The sequence below is a fragment of the Pseudomonas sp. B7(2017) genome (assembly GCF_002112745.1).
In the GTDB taxonomy this organism is placed as follows: Bacteria; Pseudomonadota; Gammaproteobacteria; order Pseudomonadales; family Pseudomonadaceae; genus Aquipseudomonas; species Aquipseudomonas ekonensis.
Map to the genome: position 1 here is coordinate 1 of NZ_NEIP01000013.1, position 18,876 is coordinate 18,876.

Annotated in this window: 22 protein-coding genes; 8 read left to right on the plus strand and 14 right to left on the minus strand. The window is 66.4% G+C overall.

From position 1 onward, the window contains the following. Nucleotides 1-133 precede the first annotated feature (133 nt). Nucleotides 134-1,072: a hypothetical protein gene (locus tag CAG29_RS20940; protein WP_085695073.1), complete on the plus strand. Its 939-nt coding sequence runs from the start codon at nt 134-136 to the stop codon at nt 1,070-1,072. Nucleotides 1,073-1,119: 47 nt separating this feature from the next. On the opposite strand, the gene CAG29_RS20945 is transcribed toward CAG29_RS20940, so the two are convergent. From CAG29_RS20945 to CAG29_RS20980, 8 genes are all read right to left on the minus strand, one after another. After that, nucleotides 1,120-1,863 (minus strand): helix-turn-helix transcriptional regulator, encoded by a 744-nt coding sequence (locus CAG29_RS20945; RefSeq protein ID WP_085632835.1) that lies wholly within the window; start codon nt 1,861-1,863, stop codon nt 1,120-1,122. A 164-nt stretch (nt 1,864-2,027) separates the two neighbouring features. Further along, complete coding sequence (locus tag CAG29_RS20950; RefSeq protein ID WP_085695074.1) at nt 2,028-3,398, minus strand: ATP-binding protein; 1,371 nt, start codon at nt 3,396-3,398, stop codon at nt 2,028-2,030. Further along, entirely contained in the window at nt 3,395-4,057 is a 663-nt protein-coding gene (locus CAG29_RS20955) for a response regulator (RefSeq protein WP_085585510.1), read from the minus strand. The genes CAG29_RS20950 and CAG29_RS20955 overlap by 4 nt, the downstream gene beginning before the upstream one ends. 9 nt (nt 4,058-4,066) lie before the next feature. Further along, nucleotides 4,067-4,711 (minus strand): tetratricopeptide repeat protein, encoded by a 645-nt coding sequence (locus CAG29_RS20960; RefSeq protein ID WP_085585512.1) that lies wholly within the window; start codon nt 4,709-4,711, stop codon nt 4,067-4,069. Continuing rightward, nucleotides 4,708-5,517, minus strand: coding sequence for an SDR family oxidoreductase (locus CAG29_RS20965; protein WP_085695075.1), 810 nt, complete (start codon nt 5,515-5,517; stop codon nt 4,708-4,710). Before CAG29_RS20965 ends, CAG29_RS20960 begins: the two co-directional genes overlap by 4 nt. Beyond that, nucleotides 5,504-6,178 carry a TenA family transcriptional regulator gene (locus tag CAG29_RS20970; protein ID WP_085585516.1) on the minus strand — a complete coding sequence of 225 codons (675 nt, stop codon included), beginning with the start codon at nt 6,176-6,178 and terminating at the stop codon, nt 5,504-5,506. The genes CAG29_RS20965 and CAG29_RS20970 overlap by 14 nt, the downstream gene beginning before the upstream one ends. Beyond that, nucleotides 6,175-7,656, minus strand: coding sequence for an AMP-binding protein (locus CAG29_RS20975; RefSeq protein ID WP_085695076.1), 1,482 nt, complete (start codon nt 7,654-7,656; stop codon nt 6,175-6,177). Before CAG29_RS20975 ends, CAG29_RS20970 begins: the two co-directional genes overlap by 4 nt. Then, on the minus strand, nt 7,646-8,323 hold the full coding sequence (locus CAG29_RS20980) for a thermostable hemolysin (RefSeq protein ID WP_085585520.1): 678 nt from the start codon (nt 8,321-8,323) through the stop codon (nt 7,646-7,648). Before CAG29_RS20980 ends, CAG29_RS20975 begins: the two co-directional genes overlap by 11 nt. Nucleotides 8,324-8,510: 187 nt before the next feature. On the opposite strand from CAG29_RS20980, the gene CAG29_RS20985 reads away from it, so the two are divergent. After that, a complete protein-coding gene (locus CAG29_RS20985; RefSeq protein ID WP_085632841.1) occupies nt 8,511-9,062 on the plus strand; it encodes a cytochrome b in 552 nt (183 codons plus the stop codon). Between the two features lie 15 nt (nt 9,063-9,077). Here CAG29_RS20985 and CAG29_RS20990 read toward each other — a convergent pair whose 3' ends face one another. Continuing rightward, nucleotides 9,078-9,998, minus strand: a complete 921-nt coding sequence (locus CAG29_RS20990; protein ID WP_085585524.1) for a universal stress protein — start codon at nt 9,996-9,998, stop codon at nt 9,078-9,080. Between the two features lie 219 nt (nt 9,999-10,217). On the opposite strand from CAG29_RS20990, the gene CAG29_RS20995 reads away from it, so the two are divergent. The 5 genes from CAG29_RS20995 to CAG29_RS21015 all read left to right on the plus strand — a co-directional run bounded on the left by CAG29_RS20995 (nt 10,218) and on the right by CAG29_RS21015 (nt 15,242). Next, a complete protein-coding gene (locus tag CAG29_RS20995; protein ID WP_085695077.1) occupies nt 10,218-11,456 on the plus strand; it encodes a DUF4010 domain-containing protein in 1,239 nt (412 codons plus the stop codon). A 177-nt stretch (nt 11,457-11,633) separates the two neighbouring features. Then, nucleotides 11,634-12,575 (plus strand): universal stress protein, encoded by a 942-nt coding sequence (locus CAG29_RS21000; protein ID WP_085695078.1) that lies wholly within the window; start codon nt 11,634-11,636, stop codon nt 12,573-12,575. Between the two features lie 41 nt (nt 12,576-12,616). Continuing rightward, nucleotides 12,617-13,501, plus strand: coding sequence for a universal stress protein (locus tag CAG29_RS21005; protein ID WP_085632844.1), 885 nt, complete (start codon nt 12,617-12,619; stop codon nt 13,499-13,501). A 37-nt stretch (nt 13,502-13,538) separates the two neighbouring features. Continuing rightward, complete coding sequence (locus CAG29_RS21010; protein ID WP_085695079.1) at nt 13,539-14,459, plus strand: universal stress protein; 921 nt, start codon at nt 13,539-13,541, stop codon at nt 14,457-14,459. 420 nt (nt 14,460-14,879) lie between these two features. Then, complete coding sequence (locus CAG29_RS21015) at nt 14,880-15,242, plus strand: DUF6124 family protein (protein ID WP_085585534.1); 363 nt, start codon at nt 14,880-14,882, stop codon at nt 15,240-15,242. A gap of 96 nt (nt 15,243-15,338) precedes the next feature. Here the strand turns inward: CAG29_RS21015 and CAG29_RS21020 are convergent, their stop codons facing one another. From CAG29_RS21020 to CAG29_RS21025, 3 genes are all read right to left on the minus strand, one after another. Continuing rightward, nucleotides 15,339-15,626, minus strand: coding sequence for a barstar family protein (locus CAG29_RS21020; RefSeq protein ID WP_085585536.1), 288 nt, complete (start codon nt 15,624-15,626; stop codon nt 15,339-15,341). A 2-nt stretch (nt 15,627-15,628) separates the two neighbouring features. Further along, a complete protein-coding gene (locus CAG29_RS29155) occupies nt 15,629-15,706 on the minus strand; it encodes a DUF2986 domain-containing protein (protein ID WP_139831384.1) in 78 nt (25 codons plus the stop codon). A 103-nt stretch (nt 15,707-15,809) separates the two neighbouring features. Next, nucleotides 15,810-16,853, minus strand: a complete 1,044-nt coding sequence (locus tag CAG29_RS21025) for an alpha/beta fold hydrolase (protein WP_085695080.1) — start codon at nt 16,851-16,853, stop codon at nt 15,810-15,812. A gap of 221 nt (nt 16,854-17,074) precedes the next feature. On the opposite strand from CAG29_RS21025, the gene CAG29_RS21030 reads away from it, so the two are divergent. Next, entirely contained in the window at nt 17,075-17,701 is a 627-nt protein-coding gene (locus CAG29_RS21030; RefSeq protein WP_085585540.1) for a LysE family translocator, read from the plus strand. Between the two features lie 22 nt (nt 17,702-17,723). Here CAG29_RS21030 and CAG29_RS21035 read toward each other — a convergent pair whose 3' ends face one another. Together CAG29_RS21035 and CAG29_RS21040 are read right to left on the minus strand one after the other, a co-directional pair. Then, nucleotides 17,724-17,897, minus strand: a complete 174-nt coding sequence (locus CAG29_RS21035; protein WP_085585542.1) for a DUF2986 domain-containing protein — start codon at nt 17,895-17,897, stop codon at nt 17,724-17,726. Nucleotides 17,898-18,052: 155 nt separating this feature from the next. Continuing rightward, nucleotides 18,053-18,814 carry a leucine-rich repeat domain-containing protein gene (locus CAG29_RS21040; RefSeq protein ID WP_256575566.1) on the minus strand — a complete coding sequence of 254 codons (762 nt, stop codon included), beginning with the start codon at nt 18,812-18,814 and terminating at the stop codon, nt 18,053-18,055. Nucleotides 18,815-18,876: the final 62 nt, after the last annotated feature.

Here is an 18,876-nt window from a genome sequence, read left to right on the forward strand (position 1 = left end):
ACCTGCCCCACCCCGACATCCTCGAATGGTCAAAACCCCTGCCCCCCGAGCAATGGGCCCAACGCTCCCCGGCGCTTGTAGCCGCCATCGTCCAGCGCGAAGCGGAATTGGCCGCTCAAGCCGAGGCGCCGGCATGAGCACGCCAGCGGCCGGCACCACGAAGAAAGGGATGTTTTCGCGCAATGACTATCTGGCGCCGTTGCCGATCCCTACGGGGGAAAAGCCCTGTGACGTGCTCAATACCATCTGGCGCAAGAACGACGTCTTTATTGACATCGGCAACTACAGCATCGGTTCGGCGGTGATGGTGATGTGGCCGGGAGTTGTGTTGTTTTTAGCCATTTCATTCTTTATTCGAAACATCGACCCTGAATTCAGTCGCGATGTTCTGATCCTGGGTGCCTGCATCATGGCCCTCCCGATTTTTTGGTTGATCCAGGGCCTCCTCCGCGAAGTCCCCTTGCCCGTCCGCTTCAACCGCCAGCGCCGCGAAGTCTGCGTGCCCCGCGACAACGGCGAATACTGGATCGTCCCCTGGGAGACCGTGACCGCCGCCGCCACCCAGCATTCATCGGTCAGTCAGGGCGGCAGGGCCACGATGGGCCTGTTGGTCATCGGCTTCGAAAACCCCGACCCGACCGCCAGCGAGGACAACAGGCATTTTTCGCTGGGCTTCCCTTGCGGCGGCGGCACCACGGCGATGGCGTTGTGGGAATGCATGCGCAGTTACATGGAGGTCGGGCCGCAGGCAGTGCCGGATGCCGCGGCACTCGGGGCGGGCGTGAACCTGCGTTACTACATCGATTACATGAAGGAAAAAGCCGAGGAGCGTGGCTGGGTTTTGACACTGCTGTGGGAAGGCGTCGTCGGCGTCTTTATCTTCAACGCTCCTCTCGCCACATATCTGCAAAGGAGGAAGCTTTATCCGCCGCCGGAACTGTCCCACCCCGACATCCTCGAATGGTCAAAACCCCTGCCCCCCGAGCAATGGGCCCAACGCTCCCCGGCGCTTGCAGCCGCCATCGTCCAGCGCGAAGCGGAATTGGCCGCTCAAGCCGATGCGCCGGCATGAGCACGACCGCCGGGGAGCGCATCCTGGCTCCCCGGCGGTCGTGCCGCTCACGCGGCGTCGATGGCGCGCTCCTCCGGCGAGTACATCCAGCGCATCAGCGAGTGCCGGCCGCTGATGCCCAGCTTGATCGCCGCACGCTTGAGGTAGCTCTCCACGGTGTTGACCTTCAGTTGCAGCTGCTCGGCCAGCTCCGGCGCCGTGCGCCCGGCGAGCAGGCCGACGCACACCTCCGTTTCCCGGTTGGACAGGCGCAGGCCCTGAAGCCGCACGCGGTCGTGGAAGCGTTGGCGCAGGGTGTCCAGGCCTTGCTGGACGATTTCGGGCGAAGGGTGCAGGTGTTCGGCGGGCGGGTGGAGGGCGGTGATGTGTTTCTCCACCATCGGCAGCAGCACCGGCGAGATGTCCTGCAGCAGGCTGCGCTCCTGGGCGGAAAAACGCTGCGACGGGCAGCGGTACACCGAGATCACATAACGGTAGCCGTCCTTGCGCCGGGTCAGGTGCAGCTGCGACGCGTCGGAGATGGTGGCGGGCCCGCATTCGGCCGCCCGGTCGGCCGGGGCGACCGTGCTCAGCTCGGAGAACACCGTCTCGGCCAGCAGGGCGGGGTTCTTCACCGCTTCCGGCTCGTTGCGGGCCGCCGAACGGCCTACCGGCTCGACGCGCATCTGCCGGATGTGCATGGCATCCACCGCCAGTTGCGTGCGGATCAGGTCATGCAGCATCCGCGGAAAGTGGCGGCTGCCGGTGCTGGCAATGACCTTGCCGATGTGGGGGAACAGATGTGAGTTCATATGGTTCATCCATGAGTGGCTATGGGGTACTCGTTTCCGACACACCGGATGCCAACTCCGTGGCTAATGGCTGCGCGTCGGAGATTGGATCCTATCCTAATACAACGATTCAGAGACGGTTTAATGAAGGGGCTATTAGCTAATAACCGCGCAAGGGCCGCCGTTCATTCGCGCACCGGGATGGACAGCGTCGCCCGCAGGCCGCGTCCAGGCAAGTTGGCCATCTCGATGCGCCCGCCCAGGCGCGTGGCGATGGCGTTGACGATGGTCAGGCCCAATCCGGCGCCTTGGGCGTTGCCGCGGCTGTAGAACCGTTCGAACAGGCGCTCGCGATCCGCTTCGTCGATTCCCGGCCCCTGATCCTCGACGCTCAAGTGGCAGAAGCCGTCGGACAGGGCCAGCCGCACGCTGATCACGCCGTTTTCCGGCGAGAAGTTGGCCGCGTTGGTGATCAGGTTGTTCAGGGCGATGTCGATGGCGGCCGCGTCGGCCCGCACCCGCAAGGGCCGGTCGTCGGCGTCGAAGGCCAGTTCCAGGTGCTTGCTCAGCAACCAGGGGGTGAGCTGCACCAGAGTGCTGCGCACGGTTTCGCTGAGGTCGATGCGCTGCAGGGCCGGCGCGTTGGCCTTGGGGTCGAGGCGGGCCATGGTCAGCAGTTGGTTGACCAGACGGCTGGTGCGGTCCACGCCGGCGATCAGGAACGCCAGGGACTCGCGCCGCTCCTGTTCGGTGCCGGCCTCCAGCAGGTTTTGCGCATGCACGCGCAGCACCGCCAACGGCGTGCGCATCTCATGGGCGGCGTCGGCGATGAACCGCCGCTCCCGGCCCAGCACTTCCTGGAGTTGCGCGAGCATCCGGTTCAGGGCGGCTTGCATCGGTTCCAGCTCGCTGGGCAACGGCGTCAGTTGCAGCGGTTCGAAGGAGCCGCTGTCGCGGGCGCGCAGGGTGGCGGCCATGTTCGCCAGCGGCTTGAGGCCCCAGCCGATGGCCAGCCAGATCATCGCGGCCAGGATCAGGCTGCCGATCACGTTCGGCCCCAGGGTGTGGCGGACGATGCGGTCGACCAGGTCGGCGCGCACGTCGCCGCGCTCGCCCACCCAGATGCGCAGACCGTTCTGCTTATCCTCCAGGATGAAGGCCCGCCAGCGGTGTTCCTTCAGGTCCACCACATCGCTGAAGCCGGGATCGCTCGGCGGCGCGGTGAACGACGGTGCGCTGGCGGTGTGCACCAGCACCTCGCCTTTGCTGTTCCACACCTGAAAGGCCAACTTGCGTTCGTAGGGGTGGCCGTCGCCCCGGGGCACCGCCTCGGCCAGCGCCGTGTTGAAGGCGCGGTAGAGGTCGGTCTGCTCCCGCTCCGCCAGCGGCATGCGCATCACCCCTTGCAGCAGGCGGGCGTTCTGCGCCAGTTGCGCGTCGTAGATCTCGGCGATCTCGTGGTTGCTGTCGTGCAGGTTGAACACGCTGAGCACCGTCAGCCCGAACAGCATCAGGCCGATGATGAGGGTCAGGGTACGGCGTCGGATCGAGGTCAACGGCGTTCCTCCACCAGGTAGCCGACGCCTCGGATGGTGCGGATCAGGTCGGTGGAGAACTTCTTGCGCAGGTGGTGGATGTGCACTTCCAGGGTGTTGCTTTCGGCTTCCTCGTTCCAGCCGTAGAGCAGTTGCGTGAGGTGGTCGCGGGTCATGACCCGGCCCGGCGGCGACAGCAGTTCGTGCAGCAGTTGGTATTCCTTGGGCGTGAGCACCACCGGTTCGCCCAGATAAGTGACTTGCTGGGTGCCGGGGTTGAGGCTGATGCCGGCATGCTCGATCAGCATCTGCGCCCGGCCGGCGCTGCGCCGCAGCAGGGCGCGCAGGCGGGCCTTGAGCTCGGCCAGGTCGAAGGGCTTGATCAGATAGTCGTCGGCGCCGGCGTCCAGCCCGGCGATCCGGTCTTCGGTGGCGTCGCGGGCGGTGAGGATGAGCACCGGCAGGTTCGAGCCGCCGCCGCGCAGGCGGCGCAGCACCTCCAGGCCGTCCATGCGCGGCAGGCCCAGGTCCAGCACCGCCAGGTCGAAGGTCTCGGTGAGCAAGGCGTGCAAGGCGCTGCTGCCGTCCTTGATCCAGTCGACCGTATAGCCTTCGCGGCTCAGCGCCTGGTGGATGCCCTCGCCGAGGGCCTCGTCGTCTTCGATCAGCAGTAGGCGCACACCGGTTCCTCAGTCGAGTTTCTTGTTGACGTCCGCCAGCAGCGCGGCGATTTCCTTGCGGCGGCCGCTGTCCGCGCTTTCACGGCCCGGACGGGGCGCCGCCTGCTGGGCCTTCAGCAGCGCGGCCCTGGCTTCAGCGTAGCGTTTCTGACGGTAGAGGTGATCGCCCCAAAAGTACAGGCTGTCGATGCCGTCGGGGTTGAGCTGCAGGGCCTGCTTGAGCAGTTGCTCGGCCTTGTCGCTGTCGCCGAAGCCGATCGGCCAGCCCGGCACCCGGTCGTACAGCGCGGCGAGGCTGGTGTAGGCCGAGCCTTGCAGCGCCTTGGGATCCAGGGTCAGGGATTTTTCCAGGTCGGCCTTGGCGTCCTTGGCCTTGCCCAAGGCGCCGAGCCCGCCCTGGGCGCCGGCCCAACTGCTGGTGACGATGCCTTTCCAGATCCAGGCCTCGGCGACGGCGGGGCGTTCGGCGGTGAAGGCCGTCGCTTGGGCGGCCAGCTGTTCGAAGGCGGCGGCGCGTTGCTTTTCCGGCGTCTCGTATTGGATGTGCGCCCAGCCCTGCTGGATGGCGCTCAGGCGTTGCTGATCGGCGGCGTCCAGCGCCCAGGCGCTCTGGCCGAGTACGGTCAATAGCAGGCACGCGAAGAGTCTTTTCATGGTTTTGGCGTCTCGTTCTCGGTTTTTTCGCTCAGGTGACGGATCAGCGGCAATTGCTTGCGCAGGCCGCGGTCCACCAGGTTGGGCAGCAGGCTGTTCAGGCGCACGAAGAAGCGCTCGGGCCAGCCCAGATACAGGTCGCGGCGGTCGCCGGCGATGGCGTGGAGCACGGCCGACGCGACGGCCTGGGGCGCGTCGACGCTGGCCTTGAGCGCATCGTTCAAGGCTTGGGCGGCGGGGCTGTTCATTGCCGTCCGGGTGGCGCGGGGCGCGACATAGAGGACGTTGATCCGGGTGTCGGCCAGCTCGCGGCGCAACGCCTCGGAAAAGCCGCGCAACGCGAATTTGGTGGCGCAGTAGCTGGCGTAGCCGGGGTAGCCGATCGAGCCGTAGGTCGAACCGACGTTGACCACCATGGCGCTGTCGGCCTGCTTGAGCAGCGGCACCAACAGTTTGGTCAGGCAGATCGGCGCCGTGATGTTCACCGCCATCATCGTGTGGATCTCGCTGTCGTCGAGCTGCTCCAGCATGGCGAAGTGATTGACCCCGGCGGCGTTGATCAGCAGGTTGACGCCGCCGATGGCTTCGGCGGCGACCAGCACCTTGCGGCGGTCGCTCAGGAACGTCAGGTCGGCGGCGACCCAGGACAGCGTATCGGGGTAGCGCTGGAGCAAGGGCGCCAGGGCCTCGTGGTGGCGGGCGACGGCCAGCACCCGGGCCCCGGCCCGGCACAGGGCGTCGGTGATGGCCAGGCCGATGCCGCCGCTGGCGCCGGTCAGCACCACGCGGGCTTCACGCAGCTGCATGATCGGCCTCCCCGCCGCGGGGCAAGCCGCGGAACATGTCGGCGTAGAGCCGGTAGACGACTTTCGAGGCGTGGATCACCGCTGCCTGGTCGGCCGGATCGTCCAGCCGGTTCATCAGTCGGCGGTAGGTCTGCATGTGCTCGACGTCGAGCGAGCCGTGGGAGCTGAGGTAGCTGAACGCCGTCTCCGGCAGCGCCAGGCGTTCGCGGATGCTGCCCGCCGCATGGGTCGCCAGGGCGATGCTGGTGCCTTCCAGCACGTTGACCATGCCGAACAGGCCCACCGGGTTGCCCCGGGCGATCAGGTCGTAGAGGAAGCTGACCATCAGCTCGATGGGCAGCGACGGCTGCCCGTCGCGCACCGCATCGCGGTCGCCGCCGCACGCGGCGATGTCATCGAGCACCCATTGCTCGTGGCCGTACTCGTCTTCGATGTATTCGCACACCGCCTTGCGCAGCCATTCCAGGCGTGCCGGCAGGCGCGCGCCGCACGCCATCATCAGCGGCACGGTGTGGCGGACGTGGTAGTAGGCCTGGGCGAGGAACGCCCGGTAGCTCTCCAGGGTGACCTGGCCTTGCAGCGCGTCGACGATGACCGGCAGGTTGAACAGCGCGTGGCGTTCCTGCTGCGTGGCTTCTTGCAGGGTGTCGAAAAAACTCATGATGCGGAGTCCTCGGAAAGGGCAGGTTCGGTGAGCAGGCCGCGGTACTGCGCGACGATCGCCTCGCGGCGCGGGCGGCCGTTGGCGGTGAGCAGGCCGTTGGCCGGTGTGAAGGGTTGTGTCAGGCGCGTCCAGCGGTGCACCTGGGCGTAGTCGGGCAACGCCTCGTTGGCGGCGGCGACGGCGGCCGCCAGTTGTTCGTCGGTGCAGTCCGGGCGGTGCGGCCAGAGCAGGGCATGGTTGTGCGCCAAGGCCTCGCCGTACACGAAGGCCTGGGCGATGTGCTGGCGTTGGGTCAGCTCCGACTCGACCCACTCCGGATTGACGTTGCGGCCGAAACTGGTGATGAACTGATGCTTCTTGCGGCCCTTGAGGTAGAGAAAGCCTTCCGGGTCGAACTCGCCGAGGTCGCCGCTGGGCCACCACTCGCCGCTGTGCGGCGGTTCGCCCAGGTAGCCGAGCAGGGTCGAACCCTTGATCAGCACCTCGCCGTCCTCGGCCAGCCGCACCTCGACGTGGGGCAGGGGCTGGCCGACGCTGCCCGGCCGCCGTGCGCCGGGCCGGTTGAGGCAGACCACCGAGGCGCATTCGGACAGGCCGTAGCCTTCGTAGACCGGCAGGCCGACCCGTTGCGCCCGGTACAGCAGGTCCTGAGAGACCCGCGCGCCGCCGACGGCGGCAAAGCGCAGCGATTGCGGATTGAAGGCTTTCTGTTCGGCGGCGCTGACCAGCAGCAACAGCAACTGCGGCACCAGGATCAGGCTTTCGGGCGCCCGGCCGGCCAGGCAGCCGAGCAGCGCCGGCAGGTCGACGCCGCTGGCGCCGCGGATGCCCAAGGTCTGCTGGCTCGGCAGGCTCAGCGTCGCGCCGGCGTACAGCGCGGCGTAGCTGCCGAGGTTTTCCAGCAGGATCGCCAGCGGCAGCAGGGTCAGGTGATGGCGCGGCGCCGTGGGGGCGCTGGCTTGTTCCAGTTCCCGCGCCACCCGCAGCAGGCTGTCGGCGCTCAGGCACACACCTTTGGGGGTGCCGGACGTGCCGGAGGTAAAGGTCAGCTTGGCGGTGCCGGCGGGCAGGCGGCCGGGGCCGTCGAACGAACGGCACCAGAACTCACCGTTTGGGGTGTAGCCGGCGGCGAGCAGTTCCGCGGCCAGTTCCGGCTCGGCGATCACCCGTTCGGCCTGGCTTTGCGCCAGGCAGTGGGCCCTTTGCGCCGGGCTGAAGAACGGCGGCAGGGTCACGCAGGCCAGGCCTTCGAACAGCACCGCCAAGTCCCAGAGCATCGCCTCGACCCCGTTGTCCAGGGCCAGGGCGACCACCTTCACCTGCTCATCGCGCAGACGTTGCTGGCGGTACATCACCTCGGCGTACAGCGTCGTGTAGTTGATTTTCAGGGTGTCGCCCCACAGCGCCAGGGCGTTGTCGTTGCGCCCGGCGTGTTCGCGCAGGGTTTCCTGGAATCGTTGCCGTTCAAGCGACATGGCAGGCTCCTTCGAGGGAGGTCGGCAATCCCAGCCGGCTGAACAGTCCGATGTTGCGCAAATGGATGAAGCCGGCGCGGATATTGCCGACGTGCACCCAAGGCTTGCTTTCGTAGTAGCTGCCCCACTGGTGACGGTCGTCGCCCAGGCGTTGCGGGTCGGCGGCGCACAGCGTCACCGGTTTGAGCCCGAGGCGGTGGAAGCTGTTGACCAGGCCGACGTTGCCGGTGAAGGTCACCCATTCCAGGCCGCCCATGGCCAGCAGGTAGGTGATGGCGATGATGCTCATGCGGGCGCTGCCGGTGTCGCTGGCGGCGAGGTTGCCGACTTCGACGATGGCGGTGCGCATCACCGTGCGGTCGGCTGCGGCGCTGATCAGCGGCTCGATCGGTTCGTCCAGGTAACGCTCCAGGAACAGCGGTTCAAGATGGGCGCGGCGCACGCCGGCCACCGCGCACAGCTCACCGGCGCCGTCGTGCATGCCGAACAGCTGCGGCATGAAATGGCGGATGTCGGCGCCGTGGGCCTTTCGGAAACGCTGTTGGATGAACGCTTCGAACGTCTCGCGCAAAGGCTCGTCGGGCAGGGCGCCCGACAGGCGCATCTGCGGTGTCTCGGCCTGACCGAAGTGCAGGGGCAGGGGGATATTCCAGTCGGAGCCGGGCATGGGGCGGGCGCCTCCCTCAATGGGTTCGGGGACAGTATCCGAGCCATTTCTTAACGAAGTCTGAAGGTGAGAAAAGCGAGGGCCGGGCGGCCATCTTCAGATTGGCTTAAGACTTCGCGGGCAGGGTGTCGCCGTCGGTTCACCGGCAATCGGATCGAGTCGCCCACACAATCAGGAGGTTCCCCCCATGGCCCGCGACACTGGCGTCAACCGTTACGGAAAACTGTCGATCACCTTGCACTGGCTCATGCTGGCGCTGTTCGTCGGGGTGTACGCCTGCGTCGAACTCAAAGGCTTCATGCCCCGCGGCAGCGAAGCGCGGGGCTTGCTGATGGGCCTGCACGGCGTGTTCGGCGCCAGCATCTTCGTGCTGGTGTGGCTGCGCCTGTTCGGGCGCCTGACCCCGCGCCCGCCGATCACCCCCGCGCCGCCGGCCTGGCAGACCGGCGTGTCGCACCTCATGCACCTGGCGCTGTACGTGCTGATGATCGCCACCCCGGTGCTGGCGTGGCTGATGCTCGCCGCCGGCGACAAGCCGTTCCCCTATTTCGGCTTTCACCTGCCGGCACCGGTGGCCGTGGATCCGGACCTGGCCAAGCAGCTCAAGCATTGGCACGAACTGCTGGGCAGCGCCGGCTACTGGCTGATCGGCCTGCATGCGGCCGCCGGGCTGTTCCACCACTATTGGGTGGGCGACGACACCCTCGACCGCATGCTCGGCGGGCGTGACCGCAGCTGACGCAGCGCGGCGGGCTCAGAGCGTCTGCGGTGCGATCACCCAGACGCTGCACGGTATCTTGTACAGCAAGTGTTCCACCGTGCTGCCGACCAACCGGCCCGCGCCATGGTGGCCGACCCGGCCCATGACGATCATGTCGATGTCATACCCGGCCGCGTAGCTGCACAGCACCTTGGCCGGGTTGCCCATCACCATGTGCCGGCGTTCCGGCGCGATGCCGTTGCGTTCGGCCATGTCGCGGAAGGCGTCGGCCTGGGCGTCGAACAGCGATTTGGCGGCGCTGGAGGAGAAGAACGCCGAGGCATTGTCGAAGCCGAACTCATCGGCGCTGATCGACGACAGGTCATGGGCGTAGATCACATCGAGCTCGGCGTTGCAGATGCTCGCCAGCTTCACGGCCTCGCGCAGGATGCTGTCGTTGAGGTCGGCGTACTGGCCCTCACGGTGGAACGGATCCACCGCCGCCAGGATCCTGCGCGGCAGGGCGTGCCCGACGTGGCTGACGAAATGCAGCGGCACCGGGCATTCGCGCAGCAGGTGGATGTCCAGCGGGGTGAACATCAGGCGCGACAGGAACGATTCCGGCTCCAGGGCCTTGATCAGCGCCGCCATGGGCTGCTCCCTGAGGTGGATGAGGATTTCCTGCAGCGGCCGCTCCACCCACACCACTTCGGTGGTGACCGGCACCCCGATCTTGCGCAGGGGCCGCGCCTGCTCTTCGAGCCACTGGCGATGGCGCTCGGTGTAGCCGATGCGCATCTGTTCCAGCGCCTGTTCATTGACCATCCCGGCGGTGGCCAGCCCCTCCAGATAATCGAAGGCCACGATGTGCAGGGCCGCGTCCGACGCCTTGGCCAACGCCGCGGCGCGGTCGAACGCGGGGCTGTTTTCCATCAACGGTGAGGCGACCAGCATGAAACGCGAGGGCTCGGACATGATGAAACTCCTGTGGCGAGGCGTTTGGGATCAATGCCCACAGGGTGCGACCGGCGGTGGCGGGGGGCTTGACCTTTATCAACAACCGGCGACGGGCCCGCGTGCCGCCGACGGGCGGTCGGACGTGGCCCGCGTCATGGATTGTTGATCATTATCAAGTGCCGCCAAGGCCCGGCGGCGCAGTCTGGGCGGGGTGCGAGACGCTCGGGGGACAGGCTCATGAATGCCGCGCTGGAACTGGCGGGCGCCGCCGCCGCGCTGGGGATCGGATTGCTCATCGGCCTGGAGCGCGAGCGGCACAAGGGGCGGGGCGACAGCCGCGCCTGCGCCGGGCTGCGCACGTTCGCCATCGCCGCGTTGCTCGGTTACGTCGCGATGCAGGTGGGCGGCCCGCCGCTGGTGGGCGTCGTCGGCGGCTGCCTGGCCGTGCTGGTCAGCGTGGCCTATTGGCGCAGCCTGAGCCGCGATCCCGGCGTGACCAGCGAAGTGGCCTTGATCACCGTGGCCCTGCTGGGCGCGCTGTGCGGCACCGCGCCGGAACTGGCGGTCGCCATCGGCGTGGTGATGGCCGGGCTGTTGGCTTACCGGCGCCGGCTGCACCACTTCGCCCGCAGCCAGTTGAGCGACGCGGAGATGCGCGACGGCCTGGTGCTGCTGATCGCCGCACTGGTGGTGCTGCCCCTCACGCCCGACCGCTACCTCGGCCCGTACTCGGCGCTCAACCTGCGCACGCTGTGCACGTTGACCGTGCTGCTGATGGGCGTCGGCGCCGTCGGGCACATCGCCGTGCGCACGCTGGGGGTGCGCTACGGCTACGTCGTCAGCGCCATCGCGTCCGGTTTCGCCTCCGGCACCATGACCGTCGCCGCCATGGGGCACATCGCCCGCCAGGAGCCGGACAACCTCAAAGTGTTGAGCGCAGCCGCCATCGTGTCGAACCTGGCGACGGTGACCCAGGTCGCGCTGATCCTCGGCACGGTCGACACGGCGCTGCTGCCGTACCTGCGCAACCCGCTGCTGGCCGGGTTCGGCGCCGCGTTGCTGTTCAGTCTCGGTTTGCTGTTCCTGCGGCCGGCGGCCAACGCCGGGCAGCCGGTCAAGGTCGGCGGGGCGTTCAACCTCAAGCTCGCGCTGGCGGTCGCCTTGACCATGGCCGGGGTGACGTTCCTGTCGTCGCTGATGCTTGACCGCTTCGGCGAGGCGGGCGTGAGGGTGACGGCGCTGCTCGGCGGGTTCGCCGATGCCCATTCATCGACAGCCTCCATCGCCTCGCTGGCCAAGGGCGGGCTGCTGGCCTACAGCGCCGTCGCGACGCCGGTGCTGCTGGCCCTGACCAGCAACGCCCTGAGCAAATGCCTGGTGGCCTGGGTCAGCGGCGGGCGGCGGTACGCCGCGTATGTCGTCCCCGGACAGCTCCTGCTGACTCTGGCCATGTGGGCCGGTCTGCTGGTGCATTGAGCGGCGATTCGCCCAAGGGCTGACAAAGATCAACGCGCGCCCGGCGCACAGGCCCATGCTGCAGACGCAAGCCCGACGAGGGCGGGCCGCGCATGGCGCCCGGTTGACGTAAATCAAACGGGTGCGCAGCCCCCGAGGCCAAGCTGAAGGCCTGAAATTGTCTTGCGGAGGCGTGAAATGGATCGATACCGGCGTTTGCTGCTGATCGCTGACCGGACCCTGCATCCGTCCCCGGCCATGTCACGTGCCGTGGCATTGGCGGGGGCGAGCGGGGCCGCGTTGGACGTGCGGGTGTTCGCGGAGCCCGCACCGGTCGTTCACCTGTGGGAAGACAAGATCGACGAGGCCGAATACCAGCGCTACCTGCGCCATCACCGCCGCTGGGTCGCCGATCAGTTGGAGCAACTGTCGGGGCTGGGCCTGGACGTGACGGTGGAGGTGGTGTTCACCACCCACCCGCAATTGGACATCCTGCGCTGCGTGCAGGATCTGCAGCCCGACCTGCTGATCAAGGACGTGACCCTGGAGCCGTTGCTCAAGCGGGTGTTCGTCACGCCGCTGGACTGCCACCTGCTGCGCGAATGCCCGGTGCCCGTGCACCTGGTCAACCAGATCCGCTACAGCCTGCCGCACCGTGTCGTGGCGGCGGTCGACCCGTTCGACCCCGCCGGCATGGCCAGCGGCCTGAACGACACCATCATCCGCTCCGCCAGCGCCTTGGCGATCCAATGCGACGCGCCGCTGCACCTGCTGTATGCCTACGACCTGACGCCGGCGTTCAACGGCGATGCGCCGTTGGTCAGCGGCTGGGGGGCGGACTTCGTCGAGTCCCTTCGCGAATCCATGCACCGGGCCTTCATTGACCTGGCGGAGCGCCATGGCGTGCCGCCCGAACGCCGGCATTTCGTGATGGGCCTGCCGGTGCCGGTCATCAGCGAGTTCGTCGAACAGTACCTGGCCGATGTGGTGGTGATGGGCACCGTGCACCGCACCGGCCTTGACCGGTGGCTGGGCAGCAACACCGAACGGGCGCTCTACTCGGTGCCGGGCAGCCTGCTGGCGGTGGGGCATGCCGCGGGTGAGACACGAACGGGCGATGCCGCCGGCATTGCCGATTGAGGGGACAGACGTGGGTTTCACCCACCTGAAGGGAGATTGGCATGAGCCAGTATCAACGGTTGCTATTGATCACTAACCCGCTCCTGCGCCAGTCGTCGGCGCTGAACCATGCCGCAGCGCTGGCCAAGGCCAGCGGCGCCGGCCTGCACATCCTGGCGCTGATGCCGTCGCTCAAGGGGCTGTCGCTGCTCGAAGAGGGCAACCGCGCGCAGGCGCGGGAGAGCTTCCTGCAGGAGCACCGGCAGATGCTCGACGCTCAGGTGGACAACCTGCGCAGCCGCCGGATCGAGGTGACGTCGCAGGTGGTCTGGGCGCAGGACATCGAGCGCGACATCCTCCAGCACGTCGCCGAGTACCGGCCCGATTTGCTGATCAAGGAAATCGAGCAGGTCTCGTCCCTCAAGCGCGCGTTCTTCACCCCGCTGGACTGGCACCTGCTGCGCCATTGCCCCGTGCCGATCTACCTGGTGGGCGGCAACGGCTACGTGCTGCCGCGCAAAGTGGTGGCGGCGGTCGAGGTCTCGGACAGCGAGTCCGCCGACAGCGAACTGAACGAACGGATCATCCGCCAGGCCAACGCCCTGGCCATCCAGTGCGACGCGGAGCTGCACCTGGTGAGCGCCTGCGACCTGTCGGCGGCCTACCTGGCGGACATGGGCGGCTTCCCCCTGGCCGACCTCACGCGGGCCATGCGCGACGACATGCAAAAGGCCTTTCTGCACCTGGCCAGCCGTTTCGGCGTGCCGTCCGAGTGCCGTCACTTCATCGACGGGCAGCCGGTCAACGTGCTGAGCCAGTTCGCCGAAGAGCGCCACGTCGACGTCATCGTGATGGGCCGGGTGCAGTCCCGCGGCCTGAGCAAACTGCTGGGCAGCACCACCGAGCACATCCTCTACCAGGTGCCTTGCTGCGTCTTGGCGGTGTGAACACGCAGCGCCGGCCACGGCCCTTCGGGAGCGTGCGATGGTCAAGCTCAAGCGGATTCTGTTGATCGCGCCCCGCGAAACGGTGCGCACCCCGGCCTTCGAACGGGCGCGGGCCCTGGCCTGCGCAAGCGGCGCGCTGCTGCACATTGTCGCGTTCGATTACGTCCGGGTGCTGGCCGTGGCCGGCCTGCTGGATCACGAAGCCATGGCCCAGGCGCGGGAAGGCTATCTGCAGGTGCACCGCCACTGGCTGGAACAGCAGGCGCGGCTCCAGCAGTGCGCGGGCCTGCAGGTGACCACCGAAGTGGTCTGGTCCAAGGCGAGCCCGGCGCACCTGCTGGACTACGTGAACGATTTCCATCCCGACCTGGTGATCAAGGACGCCCGCTATGTCGTGGCGCTGGGCCGGGCCTTCCATCGCCCGGCGGACTGGCAACTGATGCGCGAGTGCCCGGCGCCCCTGCACCTGGTCACCGACGCCGTCCACCCCGCGCCGCAGAAGATTCTGGCGGCGGTCGACCTGTCCCACCTCGAAGAACTCACCCAAGGCCTGAACGACCGGATACTGGACGTGGCCGCGACGCTCGCCGAGCGCTGCGGCGCCTCGCTGCACGTGCTGAACGTGACGCGCTGGGCGGTGACGGACGGCGCTCCCTTGAGCAGGCCGACCGCTTGCCTCGACCCGCGCCTGAGCGAGGCGATCAACGACGCCCAGGAAGAGGCGTTCGCGACCCTGGCCGAGCGTTACGGCATCGCCCCGGCGTGTCGGCACCTGCTGACGGGCATTCCCGACGAGGTCATCGTCCGGTTCGCCCGCCAAGGCGCCTTCGACATGTTGGTGTTGGGTTCGGCGTATCGCGGGATCGTGGGGCGCTTGCTCGGCCGCACCGCCGAAAGCGTGCTGAACCGTGCGCCGTGCAGCCTGGTCGTGGTCAAGCCCGCCTCGTGGGAGGACTGAGCGCGGCCCGTGCAGGTTCGGCCCGGCCGACGCGCAGGGCAGGGGAGAGGGCCGACGCCAGTGGTGTTTAAGTCGTGGTGTTTAAAGACACCCACGGTTACTTCCCCAAGGCTACGACGCCTTGCGCCGTTGCCTACGCCTGCGCCAGAATCCGCCGGCTTGTGCGTCTGGGGGGCGGGTCTTATCGTTTTCGGGTCACTGAAGAACAGTGATCGGGTTTGGTAGCCCGGACATTCCAGGCGCATTACGCCACCTTGCGCAGACGTCGCTTTCGTCTGTGTGCTTGATGGTGGCCATGCGCAGGGCTTCTTCGGAAGCGCCGGGTTCCTGGACCGGTCTACCAACCTGTGTATGGTCGCCACCCATCGTTTGGTAGCGAAGGGTGATGACTCCTAAAGCGTTTGCCCAGGAGATTCATCTATGTTCAAGCCAACACCGAATCCACCCGTCACCGATCCGGCATCCCCGTACGAATCCGCCGATTCGCGAAAACTCAACGAAGCCGCCGAACGCGCCCTCGACCACTACCTCAACCCTCCGTCCCCTCTGCTGGGCCACCGTCAGGCGCCCGAACCGATGTACCTGGCCAACCCGGTCTACGACACCGAATCCCTGCTGGCCAACGCCAGCGAATCCCTGGGCTCGGCCGGCGCCATGCTCAACAACTTCGCCGCCGTGCTGGAGCCCATCCACCGCAAGACCGCCGTCGGCATCGCGCAACTGGTGATGCTGGGGGAGGTGGCGGTGAATCAGGCGCTGGATAACGTCGAGCCCAAGACGTAAGGGACGTAAGGGCAAAACCTCTGCGGCGGGCCGATGAGGGCTGGCCGCAGAGTGAGTATTTGCAGGCCGGTTGTTGAGTGTCGGCCGGAAAACCAACTACAGGAACTCAACATCCGGCGCGAATTCCGGGTATTCGGTTTTCATGTGTGCGAGGCATTTCTGCAGGAGCCTTGCCTCTTCCGGCAAGCGCCCCGACAGAATGTTCCACCCTAAAAGATGCAAGTGCCGGGGCATTTCAACGAGCCCTGTAATGGCATCCCAGAAAGCGTCCCAGTTGCAGCCGTACCAGCCAGGGAACTGAAGTGCATCTCTCAGGATGGCATGCAGTTCGGCGGAACTTCTGACTTCACTCAAGTCAATTTTCACGAGCGATAAGCGGGACATCGTCATTGTCTCGAAGGCTGTTCGCTGGCCTTTTTGGCGTGAGCCTTCAGCAGTTGATTGATCTTTTTCCGGCGGTTCATCGTTTCAGGTCTCTCTAGAGGTCATCCATCTCACCGCAAGACCGCCGTCGGCATCGCGCAACTGGTGATGCTGGGCGGGGCTTGCGACGGTGGATTGCGCCGGTCATCGGCCAGAGAGCGTCTGGGCCAGAAACTCGGTGATCAGCGTAGTCACCTGCTGCTGGATCGCCTCACGCGGGCGGCCGTTGTCGCCATCCCGGCAAATGATGCCGTCGCCGGGCGAGTCTTCTTCGAGCAACGCCTGCGCGCCGGGTTTGCACCGCGAAAGGAAGCTGAAGTGACTGGCGTCGCTGATTTCGACGTAAGTGCTTGAGGCCGGGGGCAAACGCTTGGCCAAGTGGGCGGACTCTAGCTGTGCGGGCAGCTCCGGCGACGGCACGCCGGCGGCGATCACCAACGTGGGCACCGGCAGCGCGGCAAGGCTCGCATCGGTCAGCCCCCGTGCCAGGCCCAGGTCCAAGGTGACCACCGCCGTGACGCGTTTATCGCGCCAGTCGGCGCCCTGGGCGGTTCTGGATTCTGCGGTGCTTGCGGGGTTCATCTGCCGGTAAACGGTGCAACTGGCCAACTTCGGGTGGGCTTTGCAGTCATCGGCGAAACGCTCCGGATCGAATCGGGCACCGGCGATCTCGAGCGCTGTCCAGCCGCCCAACGAGTGGCCCATGACCGCGATCCGGCGCTCGGCCACCGCTCCGAACCTCTCAGGCTGGGCGGTGACGGCCTCGATGGCCCGGCTGATGTCGACCGGACGTTGCCACAACTGCGCCGCGGCCTCAGGGCTGCGGTCGTGGGTGGTGGTGCCGGGGTGGTTGACGGCGGCGACGATGTAACCTCGGTGGGCCAAGGCACTGGCCAGCCAAGTCTGGTTGTTCCAGTTGCCCCTGAACCCGTGGGACAGCACGACCAAGGGATGCTCGCCGGCAGCGGGCGGCGCGTCGCGCACGGCGGGTGCGCCGATGAACACCACGTCATCGCCGATCAGTTGCGTTGCTGCGGCCGTCGCGCCGGGATACCAGACGACCATTTCCACGGCACGCCCGTTGCCCGTGTCCGGCAGTGTCGAAGCATGGAAGCCGACCGGGGTCTCGTCAGCCAGTGCGAGGGTTGTCACGCAGGTCAGGAGCAGGGCGCCGAAAGCTGTTTTCAATGTCGTTATCGTCCTTGAGCAGAAAAGAGCACGAACAACCGGGGCCGCCGTTGGGCGCGCCTGCCTTCGTCCGTGGTCGAAACCCGATGCGGGTGCCATTCAGTTGCCTGGGCATTAAGCCTGTTTTCACGTCGGCGCGCACGGGGAGAAAGGCACTCGGTTGCTTTCGGCGGCCAGATCAGGATAACTGTGGCGCTGAACTGCCTTGAGGGGGATACGCGATGTTCGATCCGGCATCTATCGTGACGTACGTGGCCGTGGTGATCGGCCTGTTCTTGATTCCCGGCCCCGCCGTGCTGTTGGTCATCACGCGCACCCTGCAGGGCGGACGCAAAGTGGGGATCGCCACCGGGCTGGGCGTCGCCTCCGGCGACCTGGTCCATACGCTGAGCGCGGCGCTGGGGCTGTCGGCCATTCTCATGACGTCGGCGCTGGCCTTCAACGTGGTGAAGATCGTCGGCGCCTGTTACCTGATCTACCTGGGCGTGTGCGCCTTTCTGGCCAAGCCGGGCGCTGCCGCACAGGCCAAACTGCCTGCCGTGACCCCGGGCCAAGCCTATTTCCAGGCCGTCGGCGCCGAAGTGCTGAACCCGAAAACCGCGATTTTCTTCCTGGCGTTCCTGCCGCAGTTCATTCATCCGGAATCGGGCTCGTCGTTGAGCCAGTTCGCCGTGCTGGGGCTGATCTTCTCAGGGCTCAGCGCGATCTACACCAGCCTGATCTCCGTCAGCATCCGCCCGTTGAGCCGGTGCATCAAAGGCCTTTCGAAGCTGCGGCGCTGGGAAGGGAAAATCATCGGGACGCTGTTTGTCGGGCTGGGGGTCAAGATCGCCTTGCAGCAGCGCTAGCGCAGCGAACCGCCCCAAACGGTCAAACCGGCGCGGCGTCCTGCGCAGCCTCGGCCGACGCCTGACTGGCCTCGGCCGCCATCTTCAACCGGTCCGCCTTGCAGATGTACTTGGGCTTGCTCTTGGGCGCCAGTTTGGCGCTGGCCTTTTTCGCGTGGGCCTTGAGCAGTTGATTGATCTTTTTGCGACGGTTCATTTTTCCACTCTCGTCAGACGACGGCTGCTTCGCACAACCGCGCGGCCATTTCATCAAATCGCCCGGCAACCTTCAAATGCGTTTGCGTCCGGTCGCCGCAAAGGCTTGCCGTTGGCGGGCCGGTTCTGTCGGGTGCAGCCCCAAAAGATCTTGCCCTATACAGATTGCGACATCGCCGGGAGCGATGCATCGATCACCATCTGTTCGAATTGACGGGTCAGCTTCTGAAACCTCGGAGCATCGCAGGCCGAACAAAGGAAAGGCATTCTCCGCCCCGTGAACATGGCCGTCGGGCCATTGCACGTCGCGCAACCGATATGGGTTGTGACGTAGGCCTTCAAAGGTTCGAGAAGTTGCCCGTTCAGCCGGCTGGCGAGAAAGGCGACCTGAGCGCGATCAAACTGATTGGTCAAACTCAAATGGCGAAGGTGGGTGCAGCGGGCAAGGCCAGTGATATCGTCGTCGCCCAGCTTCAGGTTCGCCAGCGACAGCTTGTTGAGCCTGGGAAGGCGTAACAGCGGTTCGAGGGTGTTTAGGCGCAGCGGTGTCGAGCCGCCCCACAAGGTGCCGGTCAGGCGCAGTTCAGTCAGTTCGCTCAAGGCTTCGATCCCGTCGAGCCGATGCAGTCCCACGCACTCTTCGACGGTGAGGTGCGTCAGGCCTTTCATTTGGAAGACAGGCGCCAGCGTTTCAATTTTCTTCGCCCGTTCCAACTTCAATCGCCGCGTGTTCGTTAACCCGGCGATTCCCTCAAGTGATGTCAGCTTCAGGAGGCGGAGTTGAAGTTCGACCGCGTTGCAGTTGGACAGCACGATGGGCCATGTTTTGTCTGAAACGTTGTAAAGCTGCAGCTCATCGGCTTGCGCAAGCTCTTGTTCGGAGAACGGCTGATCCAGTCTCAACATCATGTTTTGCATTCTCCGCAGTCGGTCCGTGAGGCGAGGTATCAGGCGGGGAGGCTATCGGCCGCAAGCGCACC